The organism is Rhodospirillaceae bacterium, from assembly GCA_016722635.1.
In the GTDB taxonomy this organism is placed as follows: Bacteria; Pseudomonadota; Alphaproteobacteria; order JAEUKQ01; family JAEUKQ01; genus JAEUKQ01.
Map to the genome: position 1 here is coordinate 178,651 of JADKIX010000011.1, position 18,420 is coordinate 197,070.

General features: G+C 45.4%; 12 protein-coding genes. 5 read left to right on the forward strand and 7 right to left on the reverse strand.

Features of this window, described 5'->3' with window-relative positions:
• Nucleotides 1-319: 319 nt before the first annotated feature.
• From IPP67_08230 to IPP67_08245, 4 genes are all read right to left on the reverse strand, one after another.
• A complete protein-coding gene (locus IPP67_08230) occupies nt 320-1,822 on the reverse strand; it encodes an aldehyde dehydrogenase family protein (GenBank protein MBL0339125.1) in 1,503 nt (500 codons plus the stop codon).
• An 86-nt stretch (nt 1,823-1,908) separates the two neighbouring features.
• Entirely contained in the window at nt 1,909-3,198 is a 1,290-nt protein-coding gene (locus tag IPP67_08235) for an MFS transporter (GenBank protein MBL0339126.1), read from the reverse strand.
• A gap of 143 nt (nt 3,199-3,341) precedes the next feature.
• Nucleotides 3,342-4,811 (reverse strand): AMP nucleosidase, encoded by a 1,470-nt coding sequence (locus tag IPP67_08240; GenBank protein ID MBL0339127.1) that lies wholly within the window; start codon nt 4,809-4,811, stop codon nt 3,342-3,344.
• Between the two features lie 41 nt (nt 4,812-4,852).
• Entirely contained in the window at nt 4,853-7,660 is a 2,808-nt protein-coding gene (locus IPP67_08245; GenBank protein MBL0339128.1) for a ribonuclease E/G, read from the reverse strand.
• A gap of 531 nt (nt 7,661-8,191) precedes the next feature.
• Here IPP67_08245 and IPP67_08250 point away from each other — a divergent pair.
• From IPP67_08250 to IPP67_08265, 4 genes are all read left to right on the forward strand, one after another.
• Nucleotides 8,192-9,574 carry an N-acetylmuramoyl-L-alanine amidase gene (locus IPP67_08250; protein MBL0339129.1) on the forward strand — a complete coding sequence of 461 codons (1,383 nt, stop codon included), beginning with the start codon at nt 8,192-8,194 and terminating at the stop codon, nt 9,572-9,574.
• A 65-nt stretch (nt 9,575-9,639) separates the two neighbouring features.
• Nucleotides 9,640-12,117, forward strand: a complete 2,478-nt coding sequence (locus IPP67_08255) for a penicillin-binding protein 1A (protein MBL0339130.1) — start codon at nt 9,640-9,642, stop codon at nt 12,115-12,117.
• A gap of 82 nt (nt 12,118-12,199) precedes the next feature.
• A protein-coding gene (prfB, locus tag IPP67_08260; protein ID MBL0339131.1) for a peptide chain release factor 2 occupies nt 12,200-13,310 on the forward strand; the annotation gives its coding sequence in 2 pieces (ribosomal slippage) (nt 12,200-12,268 and nt 12,270-13,310; 1,110 coding nt in all).
• A complete protein-coding gene (locus IPP67_08265; GenBank protein MBL0339132.1) occupies nt 13,307-14,299 on the forward strand; it encodes a membrane dipeptidase in 993 nt (330 codons plus the stop codon). Before prfB ends, IPP67_08265 begins: the two co-directional genes overlap by 4 nt.
• 44 nt (nt 14,300-14,343) lie before the next feature.
• Here IPP67_08265 and IPP67_08270 read toward each other — a convergent pair whose 3' ends face one another.
• The 3 genes from IPP67_08270 to IPP67_08280 form a co-directional block, all read right to left on the reverse strand.
• A complete protein-coding gene (locus IPP67_08270; GenBank protein MBL0339133.1) occupies nt 14,344-14,895 on the reverse strand; it encodes a tetratricopeptide repeat protein in 552 nt (183 codons plus the stop codon).
• A gap of 249 nt (nt 14,896-15,144) precedes the next feature.
• A complete protein-coding gene (gene rpmJ / locus IPP67_08275) occupies nt 15,145-15,270 on the reverse strand; it encodes a 50S ribosomal protein L36 (protein ID MBL0339134.1) in 126 nt (41 codons plus the stop codon).
• Nucleotides 15,271-15,437: 167 nt separating this feature from the next.
• Complete coding sequence (locus IPP67_08280) at nt 15,438-17,084, reverse strand: electron transfer flavoprotein-ubiquinone oxidoreductase (GenBank protein ID MBL0339135.1); 1,647 nt, start codon at nt 17,082-17,084, stop codon at nt 15,438-15,440.
• 302 nt (nt 17,085-17,386) lie between these two features.
• Between IPP67_08280 and IPP67_08285 the strand changes: the two genes are divergently transcribed.
• Nucleotides 17,387-18,112, forward strand: a complete 726-nt coding sequence (locus IPP67_08285; GenBank protein ID MBL0339136.1) for a uracil-DNA glycosylase — start codon at nt 17,387-17,389, stop codon at nt 18,110-18,112.
• The last annotated feature ends 308 nt before the right edge of the window (nt 18,113-18,420 follow it).

Here is an 18,420-nt window from a genome sequence, read left to right on the forward strand (position 1 = left end):
TTCTTTCGTTGCCAGTGCCATCCCCATGGCTGGTCAGATTTTTTCCAAGCAATAACGCAAAAATTGTAACAACCGCTAAAGCATCCTAGAATCTGATCTGATCCAAATTTAATAGCCAAATAACACCCGCCACATATATGACAATAAGAACCAATCAACAAAGCCATCCCTGCCAACTCACCGGATATGCTCCCAAGCCATGGGTTTTAACCTTAACCAAGGTTTCTGATTGCTTACGATTGGCATCATTACCTCCATAAAGTTCATTGTGTTATAAAATAAATCAGTCTAAATGCTATAGTTAACCTTTATTAAGCTTCTAGGCCAGGTTAAATTGTATCCCTTGCGCTAACGGTAAGTCGTTGGAATAATTAATCGTATTGGTTGCTCGCCGCATATAATTTCGCCAACTGTCAGACCCAGATTCACGGCCACCGCCAGTCTCCTTCTCACCCCCAAATGCCCCTCCTATCTCTGCCCCGCTAGGGCCGATATTGACATTGGCAATCCCGCAATCGCTTCCCTGGGCCGATAAAAAGCGTTCCGCTTGCCGGATATCATTCGTGAAAATACAAGAAGAAAGGCCTTGAGGGACGTCATTATGGATGGCAATCGCGTCGTCGAAGTTTTGATAAGGCAATATGTAAAGAATAGGCGCAAAGGTTTCATGCCGAACAATATCTGTTTGTTTAAGCATTTCCACCAAGGCAGGTTTCACATAATAGGCTTGCGGATATTCTTTTTCATATAAGCGTTCGCCACCCCAAACCTTGCCACCGTCTTTCTTGGCTTGTTCCAGCGCCCGTTGCATCCCCTGGAATGCTTGTTGGTCAATCATGGGGCCTACCAGTACTTTCTCTGTAACCGGGTTACCAACCGGGATTTGTTGATATAGGGATTTTAATTTGCTGAGGACCGTAGGCATCATGGCTTGATCGACAATTAAGCGACGAAGGCTGGTACAGCGCTGGCCAGCCGTTCCAACCGCACTGAACAAAATGGCACGCATGGCTAAATTCAGATCAGCGGAAGAGGTTAGGATCATGCCGTTGTTTCCGCCAAGTTCCAGCAATAAGCGCCCAAACCTGCCAGCCACTTTGGGCGCTATGGCTTTTCCCATGCGGGTGCTGCCGGTGGCACTTACCAATGCAACCTGAGGATGATCAACCAATATTTCCCCAACTTTGGCATCACCCATCAATAGTTGCGATAGATGCGGAATTTGTGGTTGGAATTTTTTGATCGTCCGTTCCCATAATCTTTGACAGGCCAAAGCGGTCAAAGGCGTTTTTTCCGATGGCTTCCACACAACACTGTTACCGCAGACAATCGCCAATGCAAAATTCCAAGCCCATACCGCCGCTGGAAAATTAAAAGCGCTGATAACGCCAACAATCCCTAAGGGATGCCAGGTTTCCATCATCCGGTGTCCAGGCCTTTCTGACGCGATCGTCAACCCGTACAATTGCCGGGATAAACCTGTTGCAAAATCACAAATATCAATCATTTCTTGCACTTCCCCACGACCTTCTTCCAAGATCTTACCCGTTTCCATCGTGATCAATCGTCCAAGAATTTCTTTTGAATTCTTTAATTCTTGCCCAAAAAGCTGGATTAATTCACCCCTTTTCGGCGCAGGCAGTTGCCGGCACGCCTGAAAAGCAATTTGGGCATTCTTAATAATCTGCGATGCTTGTTCAGCCGTATGAGGAGTTACACGTCCCATGAGTTGCCCATCGATAGGTGAGTGTACCAATAGGATACCGGTTGATAATTCGGCAGGATCAATTCCCAGTTTTGCTAACATTTCCTGTAAACGCATGATGATGTATTGCCCTATATTAAAAGGTTAAGAATCTACCCGCAATTTTTTGTTTACCATGACGATCCCATATTAGGCAAGCACGACTAATGTTCCATGATCGCCACGGGATCCGGCGCCGCAGAAGCTGCAGCTGCCAATGCCCGCTGTTGGCTGACCTTTTTTTCAACAGACCACATGATAAAAGGCAACAACAGGCTAAGGACGATAGCAATGGTTGTTACCTTGTCCATTCCAACGAAATGACCTTGGTCATCATTGCTCAAAATCATCGATGAAAAGAAGGCACCGCATGCTCCTGCCAAATGCTGGACAGCGGAAACAAGTGACAGATATCCCGCCCGGTCACGGGCTGGAGTTATCTTGGATAAAATCGTTCCGTTACTGACCATTCGCGCAGAACTAAAAAGCATAAACAGTGGAAATAACACTAAAACCGGCAAGGCCAGGAAGGTATAATTAATGAAACACAAATATAAAACAACAGCTATACATAGTGTGGTGATCGACGTGACAGATGTTGAACCGAACCTATCCACCATGCGGCCCGCAATTCCCATGCTGATAAAACTTAATCCACCCCCAATTAAATATAATAAACTCATATATTCCCGTGGAAACGAAATGTTATGCTGCACATAGGTGGCAATGTTGGGAATGATCATAAACATCGTCAACATCGTGAACAAAGCGATGCCAAGGCCGCCTAATGCCCCTGGATATTTTAACACATTCAAAATATTCCAGAAAGCTTTGCTCACTTTAAATGATGTTGGCATTGTCTTATCCATATGTGCCCTTTGTGGGGGCAGAAGAGATATCACCCCAAGAACAATGGTTGCCCCCAATCCTGCCACCGCGAAAAAAGGGATACGCCAACTACCCAACAACGCTAGTTCCAGCCCGATTGGTACCCCTAAAATGGAGGCTATGGAAAAAGAACCCATTACCACACCTAAAGCCCGGCCACGCCGGCTTTCATGGACATTGTCAGCCACACAGGAAATGGCCAAAGCAGCCGCAGGTCCACCAAAAAAACCTGCACAAACCCTAGTAACAACTAATTGCCATAAATTTTCGGTCAGCCCGCCAAGCGCCGTGGTTGTCACCAATCCCAGTAAAGCCACCGATAAAGCCCGGCGACGATCAAAACGGTCCAAAAACAGGCTAGTGACCAACCCTGCAATACAAGCAGCCGCCGTATAACTACCACCTAAATAACCGATATGGCTGCTGGAAAATATCATCGCTTTAGCAATATCTTCGCCCAGCGGCATCACCATCATAAAATCTAAAATATTTACAAATTGTACTGCTGCCATCAGCAGGACGATTTTCCACTCCACATTTGTTAACCGACTTTTATTGCCTGCCACCCAACTCTCCTATCCGTTGTTATCTTCACCATTTCCCTCACCCTCGATAAAACACGATTTTTGCCGCCTATACTTATGGGTGCATGAAGAATAACTATTTCCCTGTAGCCCCCTTACAAGCCATCCAGATTCTATCGCGTGTGTTACTGGAAAGCTGTTTCTGAAAAACTACGTAACTTCCTGCTATGAAGGCTTTCTAGGCCCAAATCAGCCAGTAGTTCCATGGTATGGATGCCAATTTTCAGATGTTGGGAAACTTGTTGGGTATAAAAAGCACTCGCCATCCCCGGCAACTTCATTTCTCCATGAAGAGGTTTATCAGAAACACATAATAACGTTCCATAAGGAACCCGGAAGCGGAAGCCGTTGGCTGCAATCGTTGCACTTTCCATGTCCAAGGCAATCGCACGGCTTTGACTAAAACGCTGCATTTGTTCATGTTGGGGACGAATTTCCCAATTTCTGTCCGCAACCGTCGCAACCGTACCAGTACGCATAATCTTTTTCAATTCATAGCCACGCAACCCGGTGATGGATCCAACGGCCTGCTGCAAAGCAACTTGGATTTCAGCGAGCGGTGGCAATGGTACCCAAGGTGGCAAATCCGCATCTAAAACATGATCCATCCGAACATAGCCATGAGCCAGTACGTAATCGCCCAAGCGCTGGCTGTTGCGTAACCCGGCACAATGGCCCAACATAATCCAAGCATGCGGACGCAACACCGCAATATGGTCGGTAATGGTTTTGGCATTGGATGGCCCAACCCCTATATTAACCAATGTCAACCCCTGGTCGTTCGGAGCCACAAGGTGATAAGCTGGCATTTGCGGCATACGGGGCAATGGTTTGGGGGTATTTTGATCGGCAAAGCGACTATTGGCTTGCGTACGAATATCGCCAGGTTCAACGAAAGCGATATAGCGGCTTTTCCCCTGCCGCATTAATTCATGACCATATTTGACAAATTCATCCACATAAAACTGATAATTGGTAAAAAGCACAAAATTTTGGAAATGTTCGCAAGAAGTGGCGGTATAATGTTTCAGCCGAAACAAGGAATAATCGACACGCGGTGCCGTAAACAAGGCTAACGGCTTGCTAAAATCTTCACCAACGGTGAAAGTACCATTGGCTATGTTATCGTTCATGACGGCTAAATCCGGAACGTCAAAAATCTCCCGCAGCAATTGCAAGCTTTCAACCGGCAAGCCTTTCTCTAGATGGATGCCTTCCTCAAAAGCAAAATGGATGGGAATGGGCGTAGTGCTGACGCCAATTTCCAATGGTAGTCCATGGTTGCGGAGTAACAGCGACATTTGGTGATGCAAATATCTTTTAAACAATTGCGGACGCGTTAACGTGGTATAATAGACCCCAGGGTTATAAACAAACCCGTAGCTTAAACGGGTGTCATGTTGGGCAAAATGTTCATTGCGCAACCGCACATAGGGATAATAGGCGCGGTGGCGTTCCTTAAGTCCCTTAGTTGAAAATTTTCTAAAAGCATCGCGTAAAAAATTGGTGTGCTGTTCATAAATATTCAATATATGTTCCAATGCTTTGTCGGCATCATTGGCAAAGATTGGGGATATTTTCTCCGGTTCTATCATTCATGTCCCTTAAAACGTAATAATAAATTGAGCCAGCACCTTTAGCTGATTAACCGACGCCACCAACCTTTGCGCTGCTTTTCTGCAGTTGCCGGGTTATTGGATGCCTCAGCATCCGGCCCTTGTTTTTGCCTGTTTTGGGAATGACGGTTGCCATCACTTTCTTTGTCTGAAAACAATGGGGGTGATGATACCGATGATTCCCGAGCGGTATAAACCGGTGTTGATTGTTCCCTGTCTGGCGTTTTCGTCTGGATGTCTTGCCCTGCCCTGCCATCGGAGGAGTAAAGAACTTTCATCACTTCCTCTTTTTTCGGCGGTATTATCGGCTGCGGGTTAGTTAACACCGCCGATTCGCCTACATTTTCGGGTGAAATAGCGGATGAAGTTTGGTCAATTTGTGCCTGATTCCGGGGTGGACGAGGGAAAGGTCCCTGCCCGCGCTGTTTGTTTCGCGGATGACGCAGTTCGCCTTTTGGTTTATTGCCACGCCCATAATCGTTACGACGATCGCCCCTTCTGCGTTTTTCCTGAAAAAGCGAGTTTTCCCCTTCAGCAGGCGGGGTTTGTTCGGCAATTTTTTCATGAACCGATTCAGCTGATGCCACGTTTTCAAGATCAGGTAATTCGGTAGTTTCCATTTTTTCTTGCAAGCCGCTTTCTGCGCTTGCTTTCACTTGGTGGTGACGTTCGCGTTGCTTGGGCTGTTCCTCTTCATTCTCCTCATCACCGCGAATATGGGCAAAAATATCCTTCCCGGGCAATGTCTCTTGCTCAATAGCTGGGGCTGATACTTTAACGTTTTTCGGAATAACAACGATTTCGCCCAGATAATTGATTTTAAAGTCAATCGGGGAAGCCTTTTCATCAATCATCCAGACAACCGCCAAATGATGGCGTTTCTCAATATCAGCCAATACATGACGCTTATAATTCAGGATATAGGTAGCAACAACCGGAGCCACTACCACTTGGATCTCGAAGCCGGGTTTTTTAAAGCCGTCCGATTCAATTTGGCGTATAATATCAAGACAAATTGATTCGGTTGAACGCAAGTGGCCGCTACCGCCACAGAAATGGCAAACCTGCGAATTACTCTCAAGCAAGCTAGGCCTCAAGCGCTGCCGGGACAATTCAAGCAAACCAAACGTACTGATCCGCCCGATTTGGATCCGGGCCCGATCAATCTTCATCGCATCCTTTAAACGCCGTTCGACCGCCTGGTTATTACTAGCGCTCTCCATGTCGATAAAATCAATGACGATCAACCCTGATAAGTCGCGCAAACGAATTTGACGGGCGATTTCATCCGCTGCCTCTAAATTGGTTTTTAAAGCCGTTTCCTCAATGTGGCGCTCCCGAGTGGCACGTCCTGAATTCACATCAATTGCCACTAAAGCTTCCGTGTGGTCAATGACGATATATCCACCGGAGCGCAATTGCACCCGTGGATTCAACAAGGCCAATAATAGGCTTTCCACCTCATATTGCTGAAATAAGGGGATGGTTTCATTGCGATCTTGCTGGACGCGCCTAGCATGGCTCGGTACCAATACCCGCATGAAAGCTTTCGCTGTTTTGTAGGCTTCGTCGCCGGAAACAATGATTTCCTCAATTTCCTTCGTATATAAATCCCGCACCGCCCGCTTGATCAAATTCGCTTCTTCATAAACCAAACTAGGGGCAGAAGAATGGATGGTTAATTCACGTATTTCCCCCCACAACCTCGTTAGATATTCACAATCACGCTTAATTTCTGATTTGGAACGCTCACTGCCAGCCGTGCGGATAATAACCGCCATTCCCTTGGGCATTTCGAGCTCATCAATAATGGCTTTTAACCTTTTGCGATCTGCAGCTGACGTGATCTTGCGGCTAACCCCCCCGCCACTTCTGCCGGAATTCGGCATTAATACGCAATAACGTCCCGCCAGAGAAATATAGGTGGTAATAGCGGCCCCTTTATTGGCCTTTTCTTCCTTAGTCACCTGAATCAACATCACCTGGCGGCGTTTAATGACTTCTTGGATTTTATAGCGCCGCAATAAACGTTGATAAATTAACCGTCTATTTGCCTCAATTTCTTCTACCCCGCCGATAATTTCGACATCCGATGATTCGTCAGACGTGGTATTTGCCCCCTGAGCATTCTCGTCTTCAGCACGCAACTGCTCTGTAGATGTGTTTGATTCCGCTGACTGGTGTGCATGATGATCTGAAGCATCCAGGGATTCCAAAGCATTCACCGCAGATTCATTAGCAATTATCCCAGGCGTGGCTGATCCTTCATTATTCTTCGGCGTATCGTCCCCATATAGAATTTCTTGCGGATACCTAGATACATTGCCTTCAACTGGATCCGGCGGAGTCTGAGAATTATTCGGATCTGATGCCAAAATTTCAGGTTGTTGGCTTAGGTCCTGCCCTTCTTGATTCATTTTTGCAATATCTTCGGGATGTTTTTGGTATTTTTCATCCGAAAGACTATTTTCAGAACCTATATCCTCACCCTGTTCACCCTTACCACCAGCAGCGACGGACATAGAGGAGTCACTAAATCTTTCTGCCTCCAGCTCTTTTTCTAAGGCAATCTTATCTTCAATCGGGATACGGTAATAATCGGGATGTATTTCACTAAAGGGTAAAAAACCGTGGCGATTACCGCCATATTCAACGAAGGCTGCCTGCAGCGATGGTTCTATACGGACAATCTTGGCAAGATAAATATTACCTTTAACAAGTTTTTTATGCGTCGTTTCGACATCAAAGTCTTCTAGTTTTTTTCCATCAAGAACAACGACCCGTGTTTCCTCCGGATGGGAGGCATCGATTAACATTTTTTTGCTCATTTAATTCTTTTCCTTGACAACGGTAGCGCTTATCCTCCGTCAGCCATTTTAATGGGGACCGAAGCCTATAAGTTATGAGCGCTCGTGAATGTAAGTGTTTTGTGTGTTGAGAGTACTGAAAGTCCGGTAAAAATCGGCTATTCCCTATGGTCAATAATAAACGGCTGATCGCGCCTGTACTTAAAAGGAACCATCCAAGCAAAGCCTTTTTTCTGCCACATTTATCATGATAAAAATGGGAAGAAGTGGTTGGCTGAGCGGTAGGTAAACTTATTTTAAACATGCTAGGTAAATAATCGAGAATATTAATAAATACAACAATCGCAAATGGTGCCGGGCTTAAGGATCATCTTTTTTTTAAAAGATTTTATTCTTCGTTAGGAATACCTATAAATCATTGATATAGCAAGTTCGATTTAAAAAAAATTACAAAAGTCCGTTTGCGATCTGTCCTAAATAGTGCTAGTTTGGCCAATATTTCAAGTCTTTTATGGGTTGTTTGTATAAATGAGAAAGTTCGTTACTTAAAAAATGATTGGGGTTTTAAAAAAAGAAACTGTCGGATTATTGGTTCACTCCCCTGCGCCTGCAAGGGTTCATATTTTATGCCAATGTCTTTTATGGTTGCAGCGGGTATTTCTCTATATTGCCGTTTTTTGCCCGTTTTCTGCGGCTCCCAGTTTTGGGCAAGCTCTCCATGAATTAAAAGCAATACGGATTGGTGAGCATACCGATAAAACACGGATGGTTTTTGAGTTATCTAGCCAACCTGCCTTCGTCATTTTTGCCTCCAGCACACCCCAACGGTTGATTGTCGGCTTGGAAAAAACCAATAGCCGCCTGAATCCCACCGTTGAGAATCGAGGGTTGGTTAAAAGCCTTACCTATCAAGGGGATACCAAAACCGGACTTTATGTGGTGATTGAACTAACATCTGCCGCTTGGGCCAAGCAACCAGAAATTATTTCTAACCCAGGCAATGGTAATGTCCGGGTGGTGATTGATTTAATTCCGGTCTCACCCGAGCGTTTCCAGCAGCAAGTCATGGCTCGGGCCACTCTAACCTCTCCTTCTGCCCCTACTATCATAGGTATCAATAGCTGGCAGGAGTTAAATCATGCCGGTATAAGCTTGGCTACATCTGCAGATTCCATAGACTTCCCCCCTATTCCGCCACTCAAGCCATTAATAAGTTCTCAGATTGCCGATAACCACCCCAAAATGATTGTTGTGATTGATGCAGGGCATGGCGGCATTGATTCGGGAGCAGTTGGTATCCACGGCACCCAAGAAAAACAAATTACCCTATCGCTTGCCAAAAAATTAAAATCTTTGTTGGAAGCAGAAGGTAACTATATGGTCTATATGACCCGTGAAGATGATCGCTTTTTATCTCTCAGCCAACGCGTTCATTTCGCCCGTTCCATGAAAGCAGATTTGTTTATTTCCTTCCATGCCGATTCCCATGCCGACTCATCTCTAAGGGGCATGTCAGTTTATACTTTATCCGAAAAATCTTCAGACGCCGAAGCCCAGGCACTGGCCAATAAAGAAAATAAGGCGGATATTATTGGGGGGGTCATATGGGAAGAACAAGATCGGCAAGTTAGTGCCATTTTAATTGATTTGTTGCAACATGAAACCAATACCCGGTCGGTAGTTTTTGCCTCTTTGGTATTGAAAGAAATTGGTAAAGAGACTACACTCCTGAGGAATAGCCACCGCTCCGCAGGCTTTATGGTTTTAAAGGCAGTAGAAGTGCCATCCATTTTGCTTGAAGCGGGGTATTTATCGCATATCCAGGAAGAGGCGCTGCTGAATTCGCCATCCCATCAAGATAAATTGGTGCAGGCGCTAAAGCGTGCTATTCAAAAATATAGGAAGTGGAAAAATAATTCGTTCCCGGGACACTAAGGATAAAAATGCTTTCTATAAAATAGAAAATTTGATTGGTTCATCTTTTTTTGTAAAGGTTGATAATGTTTCGTAAATTATGGACTGTATTTTCTTTTCTGATCATGATGGCTTTAACCACCAGCGGTTTGACTGTATTTGCCCTTTATCAGCATTATTCGAAAGATATCCCGGATTACCAGGCATTACAGGAATATTACCCAGCGGTGGTTAGCCGTATCTACGCTGGCAATGGCAGTTTATTGGCTGAATACGCCTCTGAAAAGCGCATCTTCGTACCTATAACTTCGATCCCTAAACGCGTGGTTTATGCCTACTTATCAGCTGAAGATAAGACTTTTTACAGCCATTCAGGCATTGATGTCCCAGGATTAGTTCGGGCTGCCTTGATCAATGCGTTAAATCTGTTTCAAGGCAGCGATCGGCGACCCATCGGTGCCTCCACCATCACGCAACAGGTCGCTAAAAACTTTTTTTTAACCAATGAAGTAGCACTCAGCCGCAAAATCAAAGAAATGATATTGGCCTTTCGGATTGAGCAAACCTATTCCAAGGACCGGATCTTGGAATTATATTTGAATGAAATCTATTTAGGACCGCGCAGTTATGGGATTGCGGCAGCGGCCTTGAACTATTTTGATAAATCGCTTGATGAATTAACCATTGCCGAAGCTGCCTATTTGGCAGCCTTGGCTAAGGGGCCTGAGAATTATCAACCCATCCGTCAAGCCAAAGCCGCCAAAGAACGCCGCGATTGGGTGATTGGCCGGATGATGGATGATGGCTATATTTCCGCGGAAGAGGCCAAATTGGCCATCCAGCAACCTTTAGTGCCAAGACAGCCGCAAGCCAGACAGCAGTTCGAGGCTGATTATTTCACGGAAGAGGTAAGGCGTACCGCCATTGCCCAATTCGGTGAAAAGGAAGTGTACCAGGGTGGGCTATCTATTAAAACCTCACTAGATCCACAATTGCAAGAAATTGCCAATCAAACATTGTGGGCAGGATTGGTGGATTATGACCGGCGCCATGGCTATCGTGGCCCAATCACCAATATTGCCATCACCGACCAAAATTGGAGTCAAGAGTTAAAGAAAGTCCCTACAAATCCAGCCTATCATCAATGGCAATTGGCTGTGGTTTTGGAAACCCAAGACAAATTGGCAATTATCGGATTAAATAGTGGCCAAAAAGGCCAGATTAGTCTGGATGAATTGAAATGGGCCCGCCGTATCCTCGATAACGGCAATCTATCCCCGACTGTTCAAAAAACTGCTGATGCCTTAAAAAGGGGGGATGTTATTCTGGTGGAACCCTTAAAAACAGCCGCGACACCAGCAACAAATTCACTCACGCCTATTGCTACACCTGTTGTACAAACCTATCAACTGCGTCAGGTGCCGAAGGTCAGCGGTGCGATCGTAGCATTAGATCCACATACCGGGCGTGTGTTGGCGATGACCGGTGGCTGGGATTTCAAAAGCAGTCAATTCAACCGGGCCACCCAAGCGCAGCGGCAACCGGGTTCTGCTTTTAAGCCATTTGTTTATATGGCGGCTTTGGATAGTGGCTATACACCAGCTACAATCCTGTTAGATGCCCCTATCCTGATCGACCAAGGGCACGGTTTGCCGCCATGGCGACCGGAAAATTATACCCAGCAATATTACGGGTCTGGCACCATGCGGCTGGGGATCACCAAATCCCGTAATTTGATGACGATCCGTTTAGCCCAGGCCATTGGCATGGATAAAGTGGTAGAATATGCAACAAAATTCGGTGTCAGCGACAAACTGCCCTCCATTTTGGCAATGTCCCTGGGAGCCGGTGAAACAACCTTGCTGAAATTAACAACCGCTTATGGGATGATCGTCAATGGCGGCCATCAAATCATTCCTTCAACCATCGACCGCATTCAAAACCGCTATGGCCAGACCATTTATCGCCATGACCAAAGGGATTGCAGCGATTGCCAACCTTTGAAAATCCTTGAGATGCCAGTGATTGCCGATAATCGTGAACAACTGGTTGAACCCACGACCGCCTACCAAATGGTTTCGCTGCTTGAAGGTGTTGTCCAAAATGGCACGGGAATCGTCGTCAAGTCCGTTGGTAAACCCTTGGCTGGCAAAACCGGCACTACCAATGATCACCATGACGCCTGGTTTGTTGGTTTTTCCCCTGATTTGGTCGTTGGTGTTTATATAGGCTACGACCAGCCGTTAAGTCTGGGTGGGCGGGAAGAAGGGGGCACTTTGGCAGCCCCCATCTTTAAAAATTTTATGCTAGAAGCATTAAAAGATAAGCCAGCCAGTCCTTTTCGCGTACCCCCAGGCATTCGATTTGTAAGGATCGACAGTAAAACCGGTAAATTAGCAACCCCTGCCAATCCCGATTCTATTTTAGAAGTTTTTAAGCTAGGTACCGAGCCAAAAGCAGGTGACCAGCAGCCAAATGTCTTTGGTGAAGACTCCACCACGCCAGATTCACCGCAGCAGCCCGGGACGGATGGGATTGACAATTCGGATGACGGTATCTACTAACATATTAGGTATCCTGATGATCTTTTGATACAGGCGAATCAAGCCATTAAAAGTTTTATTTAAATTATAAAGGCCAGTTAAAATGCGTGCCGAATTAATGACTGTGGTCGACGATATCAACCGGGCAATTGATCTGCTTGGGAGGTATCTTTGACCTTGAAAAATCGACCCTACGCTTGGATGAACTGAACGCAATGGCCGAAAATCCCACTTTGTGGGAGCAGCCGGGACAAGCCCAAAAGATTTTAAAAGAACGCAACAAATTACAGCAAGCCCTCAACAATTATCAGCAGTTAAAGAATCAACTGGCCGATAATATTGGCTTGATTGAATTGGCTGAACAAGAAAACGAAGCAGATATTTTGCAGGAAGCTGAAAAGTCTTTGGCTGATTTACAAGACATTGCCCGTAAACGTAAATTGGAAAGCTTGTTATCGGGCGAGGCAGACGGCAATGACAGTTATCTCGAGGTTCATGCAGGTGCGGGCGGTACCGAGGCACAAGATTGGGCGGAATTGGTATTGCGCATGTATTTAAGATGGGCAGAACAGCATGGCTATAAAACCGAAATTTTAGAGGAAAGCCAAGGCGAGGAAGTAGGCTTGAAATCAGCCACGGTAAAAATCCTTGGGTTTCGGGCTTACGGCTGGCTGAAATCTGAAAGCGGCGTCCACCGCCTAGTGCGGATCTCGCCTTTTGATAGCCAATCCCGCCGACACACTAGTTTTTGTTCGGTTTGGGTCTATCCCGTGATCGACGACACCATCAATATCGATATCCAGGAAAAGGATTTGCGGGTTGATACCTATCGCTCTTCAGGGGCTGGCGGTCAACATGTTAATAAAACTGACAGCGCGATCCGGATTACCCATATTCCCACCAACATAGTCGTCCAATGCCAATCAGACCGTTCCCAGCACCGCAACCGGGCCACCGCGATGGATATGTTGCGCTCGCGCCTGTATGAACGGGAGTTGCAAATCCGGGAAGACAAGGCTGCCGCTGAACAAGCTAAGAAAACGGAGATCGGCTGGGGGTACCAAATCCGCTCGTACGTTTTACATCCCTATCAAATGATTAAAGATTTACGTACGGAAGAAGAAACAACCGATAGCTTGGCCGTATTAAACGGCGACATTGATCGGTTTTTATATGCCTCCCTCGCCCAACGTTTAGGAGAACCGCGCCCATGAACCAACTTGTTAAAACACCCCTTCTTTACCAAAAAGCTTTGGTTTGGGATGCCCATAGCTGCCTGCCTTTAAAAACGGGGATTGATTTATCACCCCTATCGCGCCACAAAAAAGCGGGAATTGACTACGTTTCCATCAATGTGGGCATGGATTTTAACCCTTGGACTGATTGTATCCGGGTGTTGGCTTATTTCCGCAGTTGGATCAGACAACATTCCGATGAATTTATGCTGGTTAACGCCATCGATGATGTCAGGCATGCCAAATCACTAGGCAAATTAGGGATTACATTTGATCTTGAAGGTTCGGTTATGCTGGACCAAGATTTAGATATGCTGGGCCTGTTCCATGATTTAGGGGTGCGGCAAATCCATTTTGCCTATAACCGTGACAATGAGGCTGCTGGCGGCTGTCATGGCCGCGACATCGGCCTAAGTAATTACGGACGGCGTTTGGTAAATGAAGTCAACCGCTTGGGATTGCTCATGGATTGCTCGCATACGGGTTATCGCAGCAGTATGGAAATCATGGAAATATCAACAAAACCCGTTATCTTCTCCCATGCCAATTGTGCCGCTTTAAAGGATCATCCCCGCAATATCCGCAATGATCAAATCGATCGGTGTGTTGCAACCGGTGGCGTCATCGGGGTTAATGGGATTGGCATTTTCTTAAGCGACCAACCGGCCAACGCTACAACCATGATCCCCCATATCGATTATTTGGTACAACGGGTGGGTGCCAAGCATGTTGGGTTGGGCTTGGATTTCAGTTTTATCAAAGGCATTGATGATAACCCGCCCAATTTTGAAGCAGCGTTGTGGTGGCCGCCAGAAGCTGGATACGGCTCCGGCATGACCTATGCCCCACCTGAATCTTTCATTCAAATTGCAGAAGCTTTGCTAAAAAAAGGGTATAAGGAAAAAGATATTCTGGGGATTCTTGGGGAAAACTTTTTGCGTGTTGCTGGCCAAACTTGGGCCACTTAAACAATTGTAATATAAACTATAACACCTTGCTTGTATCAAGGAGCCTATAAAGGCCGGTCTTCCAATTTTAATTGCAAATCGTCAATTGTTTGGCGCACGGATGTTAAATAAGGATTAATTTCCAAGGCTTGGCGGAAAATAGACAAGGCTTGTCTTTCCTGTCCTTGAAACAAATACACGTAAGCCAACCGGGTTAGCGCGGAGAAATGGTGGGGCTCTAATTCCAATGCCTTCTCCAAGTCGGTTTTCGCTTGGTCATATTCTTGCATCATCATCAAAATGGTTGCCCGCTTATGCCAAGCTTCGGCAAAATCAGGGATTAAGGCAATCACCTGATTAAAATTGTCCAACGCACCCGCATAATCGTGGGTAACCATAGCATGCATACCGTTTGATAATAAATTCCCAGCCGTTGCATTGGGGGCATGATACCAAATTTCCCAAATGAGTTTTTCAGCAACTTTGGCATCAGTTGGGTTTTGGGCAGTTTTTAATTTATTAAATAGTTCTGGCAAACGTTTGTCATATTGATCCGCTTGGGCAGCCCCCATGCTTAGAAAGCTGGTTAATAATCCAATATATAGTTTTTTCAACATGTTTTTGCTCCCAGCATCTACTAACCTATAATTTGACGTCTACAATACGCGAAAGATATCAAATATTCCCCAGAAAGGAAAGAGTAGATGGTCAACCCCTAAAACCCAAAATGGACTGCAGCAGATTTATCGTCCTGTTGATGGAATTTTAAGGCACGCCCAAATGAAAAAAGGAAGAAATTAATTTCTTCCTTTTTAAAACTTAAGATTTTTAAGCCTTATCATCCAGGTTCTATAGCCTTGATAAACCTAACCTTGACGAACCTTATAGCGCGGGTTTGTCTTGTTGATAACATAGGTGCGCCCACGACGGCGGACAACCAAACAATCTTTATGGCGCGCCTTGGCGGCCTTTAAGGAATTTGCAACTCTCATCACGACCTACCTTCTATACCCAATACCTTATAAAACAGATCAGGTTTTGTAGAATATTATTAAAATCCTGTCAACTCTTATATCAGGATTTCTATCCCTGAAAATAAATTCCTGGTGGTTTCGGAAGTTATTTCAGGAAAATATGCCATGGTCAGCCATCAAAACAATCACATCTCCGAATATCCTGGCCCACCTCCACCCTGCGGGGTGGTCCACACAATATTTTGCTTAGGGTCTTTGATATCACAGGTTTTGCAATGGATGCAATTTTGGGCATTGATTTGCAATTTCGGCTGCCCCTGCTCCTCGATTATCTCATAAACGCCAGCTGGGCAATAACGCTGTTCCGGCGCATCATATAAGGGCAAATTATATTGGATGGGGATCGAAGGGTCTTTCAGCCTCAGATGGCAGGGTTGATTTTCCTCATGCAAGCTATTGGATAAAAAGACTGATGACATCAAGTCAAAACTGATCCGACCGTCGGGTTTGGGATAGTTTATTTTAGGTGCTTGCGACGCTAACAGTAAGCTTTCATGATCAGCATGATGGCTAAAAGTCCAAAGCGAACGCCCGCGCAAGATGTAAGTGTCAAGGGCAGAATATAAAAGTCCGCCCCATAAGCCTAAGCGGAAAGATGGCCGGATATTACGGACGCGTTTTAATTCCTGCCAAACCCATGATTTTCTAAGCTCTTTAGGATATTGTACCAACAATTTTTTGGCCGTTTGGTTTTGAGCAGGAACTGTGTTGGTAACCGCCCCAAAAGCAGCTTCAGCAGCAATCATGCCAGATTTCATCGCGGTGTGCGTACCTTTAATTTTTGGCACATTCAGAAAACCCGCCGCACAACCAATAATGGCGCCTCCAGGAAAAATAAGTTTGGGAATGGATTGAAAGCCACCCTCATTCAACGCTCGGGCACCATAAGAGAGGCGTTTGCCATTTTCAAGCAAGGGGCGCAGGAAGGGATGGTTTTTAAACCGCTGCAGCTCTTGATAGGGATTTAAGTAAGGATTACGGTAATCCAAACCAATAACAAAACCCACCGCCAGTAATTTTTTATCCAAATGATAGACAAAAGATCCGCCATAAGTTCCTTGGTCAAGCGGCCAACCGATGGTATGGACAACCTTGCCCGCTTGGTGCAAATTTTCAGGAATCTCCCATAATTCTTTTAAGCCGATGCCGTAGGTTTGCGGGTTAGCAGGCGTACGTAATTGAAATTTCTGCATCAATTGTTCACTTAAAGAACCTCGGCAACCTTCTGCAAAAAGGGTATAGGTCGCGTGAATCATCACCCCTGCTTGATATTGGTTAGTCGGGTTACCACCTTTATCCACGCCCTGAGCATTGGTAATAATGCCGCCGACCTGTCCATCTTCCCCAATGATGGCTTCCGCGGCAGCAAAACCGGGATAGATTTCAACCCCTAAGCTTTCAGCTTTTTGCCCTAACCAGCGGCAAAATTGGGACAGACTGATAATGTAATTCCCGTGGTTCTTCATAGGCCTTGGGGTCGGCAAGCGGAGAGATTTTTTATTAGTTAAGAAATAAAAGGCATCTTGCGTAACCGCCGTTGTTAAAGGTGGAGGCGAGGTCAACCAATCTGGTAATAATTCGTTGAGGGCACTAGGCTGAAGCACGGCACCTGAAAGAATATGGCCACCCACCTCGGACGCTTTCTCAACCACACATACCGAAATTTCTTTGCTAGCCTGTTGCGCTAATTGTTTTAAACGGATGGCTGCTGACAATCCGGCAGGACCCGCCCCTACAATCACGATATCATAGGCCAATTCCTCTTGTTTCATCCCTGCTCCCCGTCCTATCATCCCTTAATAGAATATTTAATAGCCATATTTTTCCTTAATATGTTCTAACATATTCCCATCCTAATATTTTTTCATAGCAAGAAAAATCTATTTTGATAAAAGTTTTTTTCTGCCATACTCCATTTTTATTCATTAACGACCCTGTAGGAACCTAATCAGGTGGCTGAAAGATTGAGATAATGACTGACCAAAAATCCCCTTCCCATCTTTGGCAATTGCTAATCACCCAATGGCAATTGGCAGGGGTTGAAAATTTTACATCAAATATACCAGGGAAAATCATGAAAAAAAAACAAGAAAAACCTGTTTCCACCAACCAACCAATCTCACTTCAGCCTGCTAAATCTGCTATTGGGCCGCAAATGGCTTCTGCTGACATTTCAAGCCAAGAAGTTTTCCAAGATACCTATCAATCCGTCTCTAAAGTTTCCGACCTTGAGCAATTGCGGCAGTTGTTGCTGCATTTTGATGGTTGCCCCCTTAAAGATACCGCGACCAACCTAGTGTTTTGTGACGGAAACCCCAATGCCCGTATCATGTTTATCGGCGAAGCACCGGGTGCGGATGAAGACCGGCTGGGTAAGCCCTTTGTCGGCATGAGCGGTCAATTACTAGACAGCATGATTAAATGGATCAAGCTCGACCGGGAAAATATCTATATCAGCAATGTGATTTACTGGCGCCCACCGGGAAACCGCGCACCCACCACCTCCGAAATTGCCGCGTGTTTGCCTTTTGTTGAGAAGCAGATTGCTTTAATTAACCCCTCCATGCTGATTTTGGTGGGCGGGATTGCCGCCAAGGCCCTGTTGCAAAAGCCGGATGGGATCATGAAAATCCGCGGGCAATGGTTCCCTTATCAAAATAATTTCTTAAGCAGTCCCATCCCAGCCATGCCCATTTACCATCCGGCTTTTTTATTGCGTCAGCCCGGCCAGAAGCGTATGATATGGCGCGATTTATTAACTATTGAAGACCGGCTGATTAAAGAAAAAATACTTCCCTGATATATTTCAAACGAATCAGTTGCAACAGCTTAGCAGCAAGATGAAGCGTTTGCAATCATGGCCTTTGTTTCAATTAGATACTAGAAAAAACTAGAGAATCATTCATCAATCCATCACCCATTTTCCCCTAAAAACCCGATATTTTTTGGGCGCATTTTTGGTCATTCGCGTAAACTCAGATAGTTTTCCCCCGTTAAAAAACACCCTCCATCTTTTGATTGCAGGCAGAAGGTTTTTGTTCCAACACCTAGGTCAAATTTATAAGTTATTTTTATACCTGCTTGCCAATCCCTGAAAAAACCGCTATG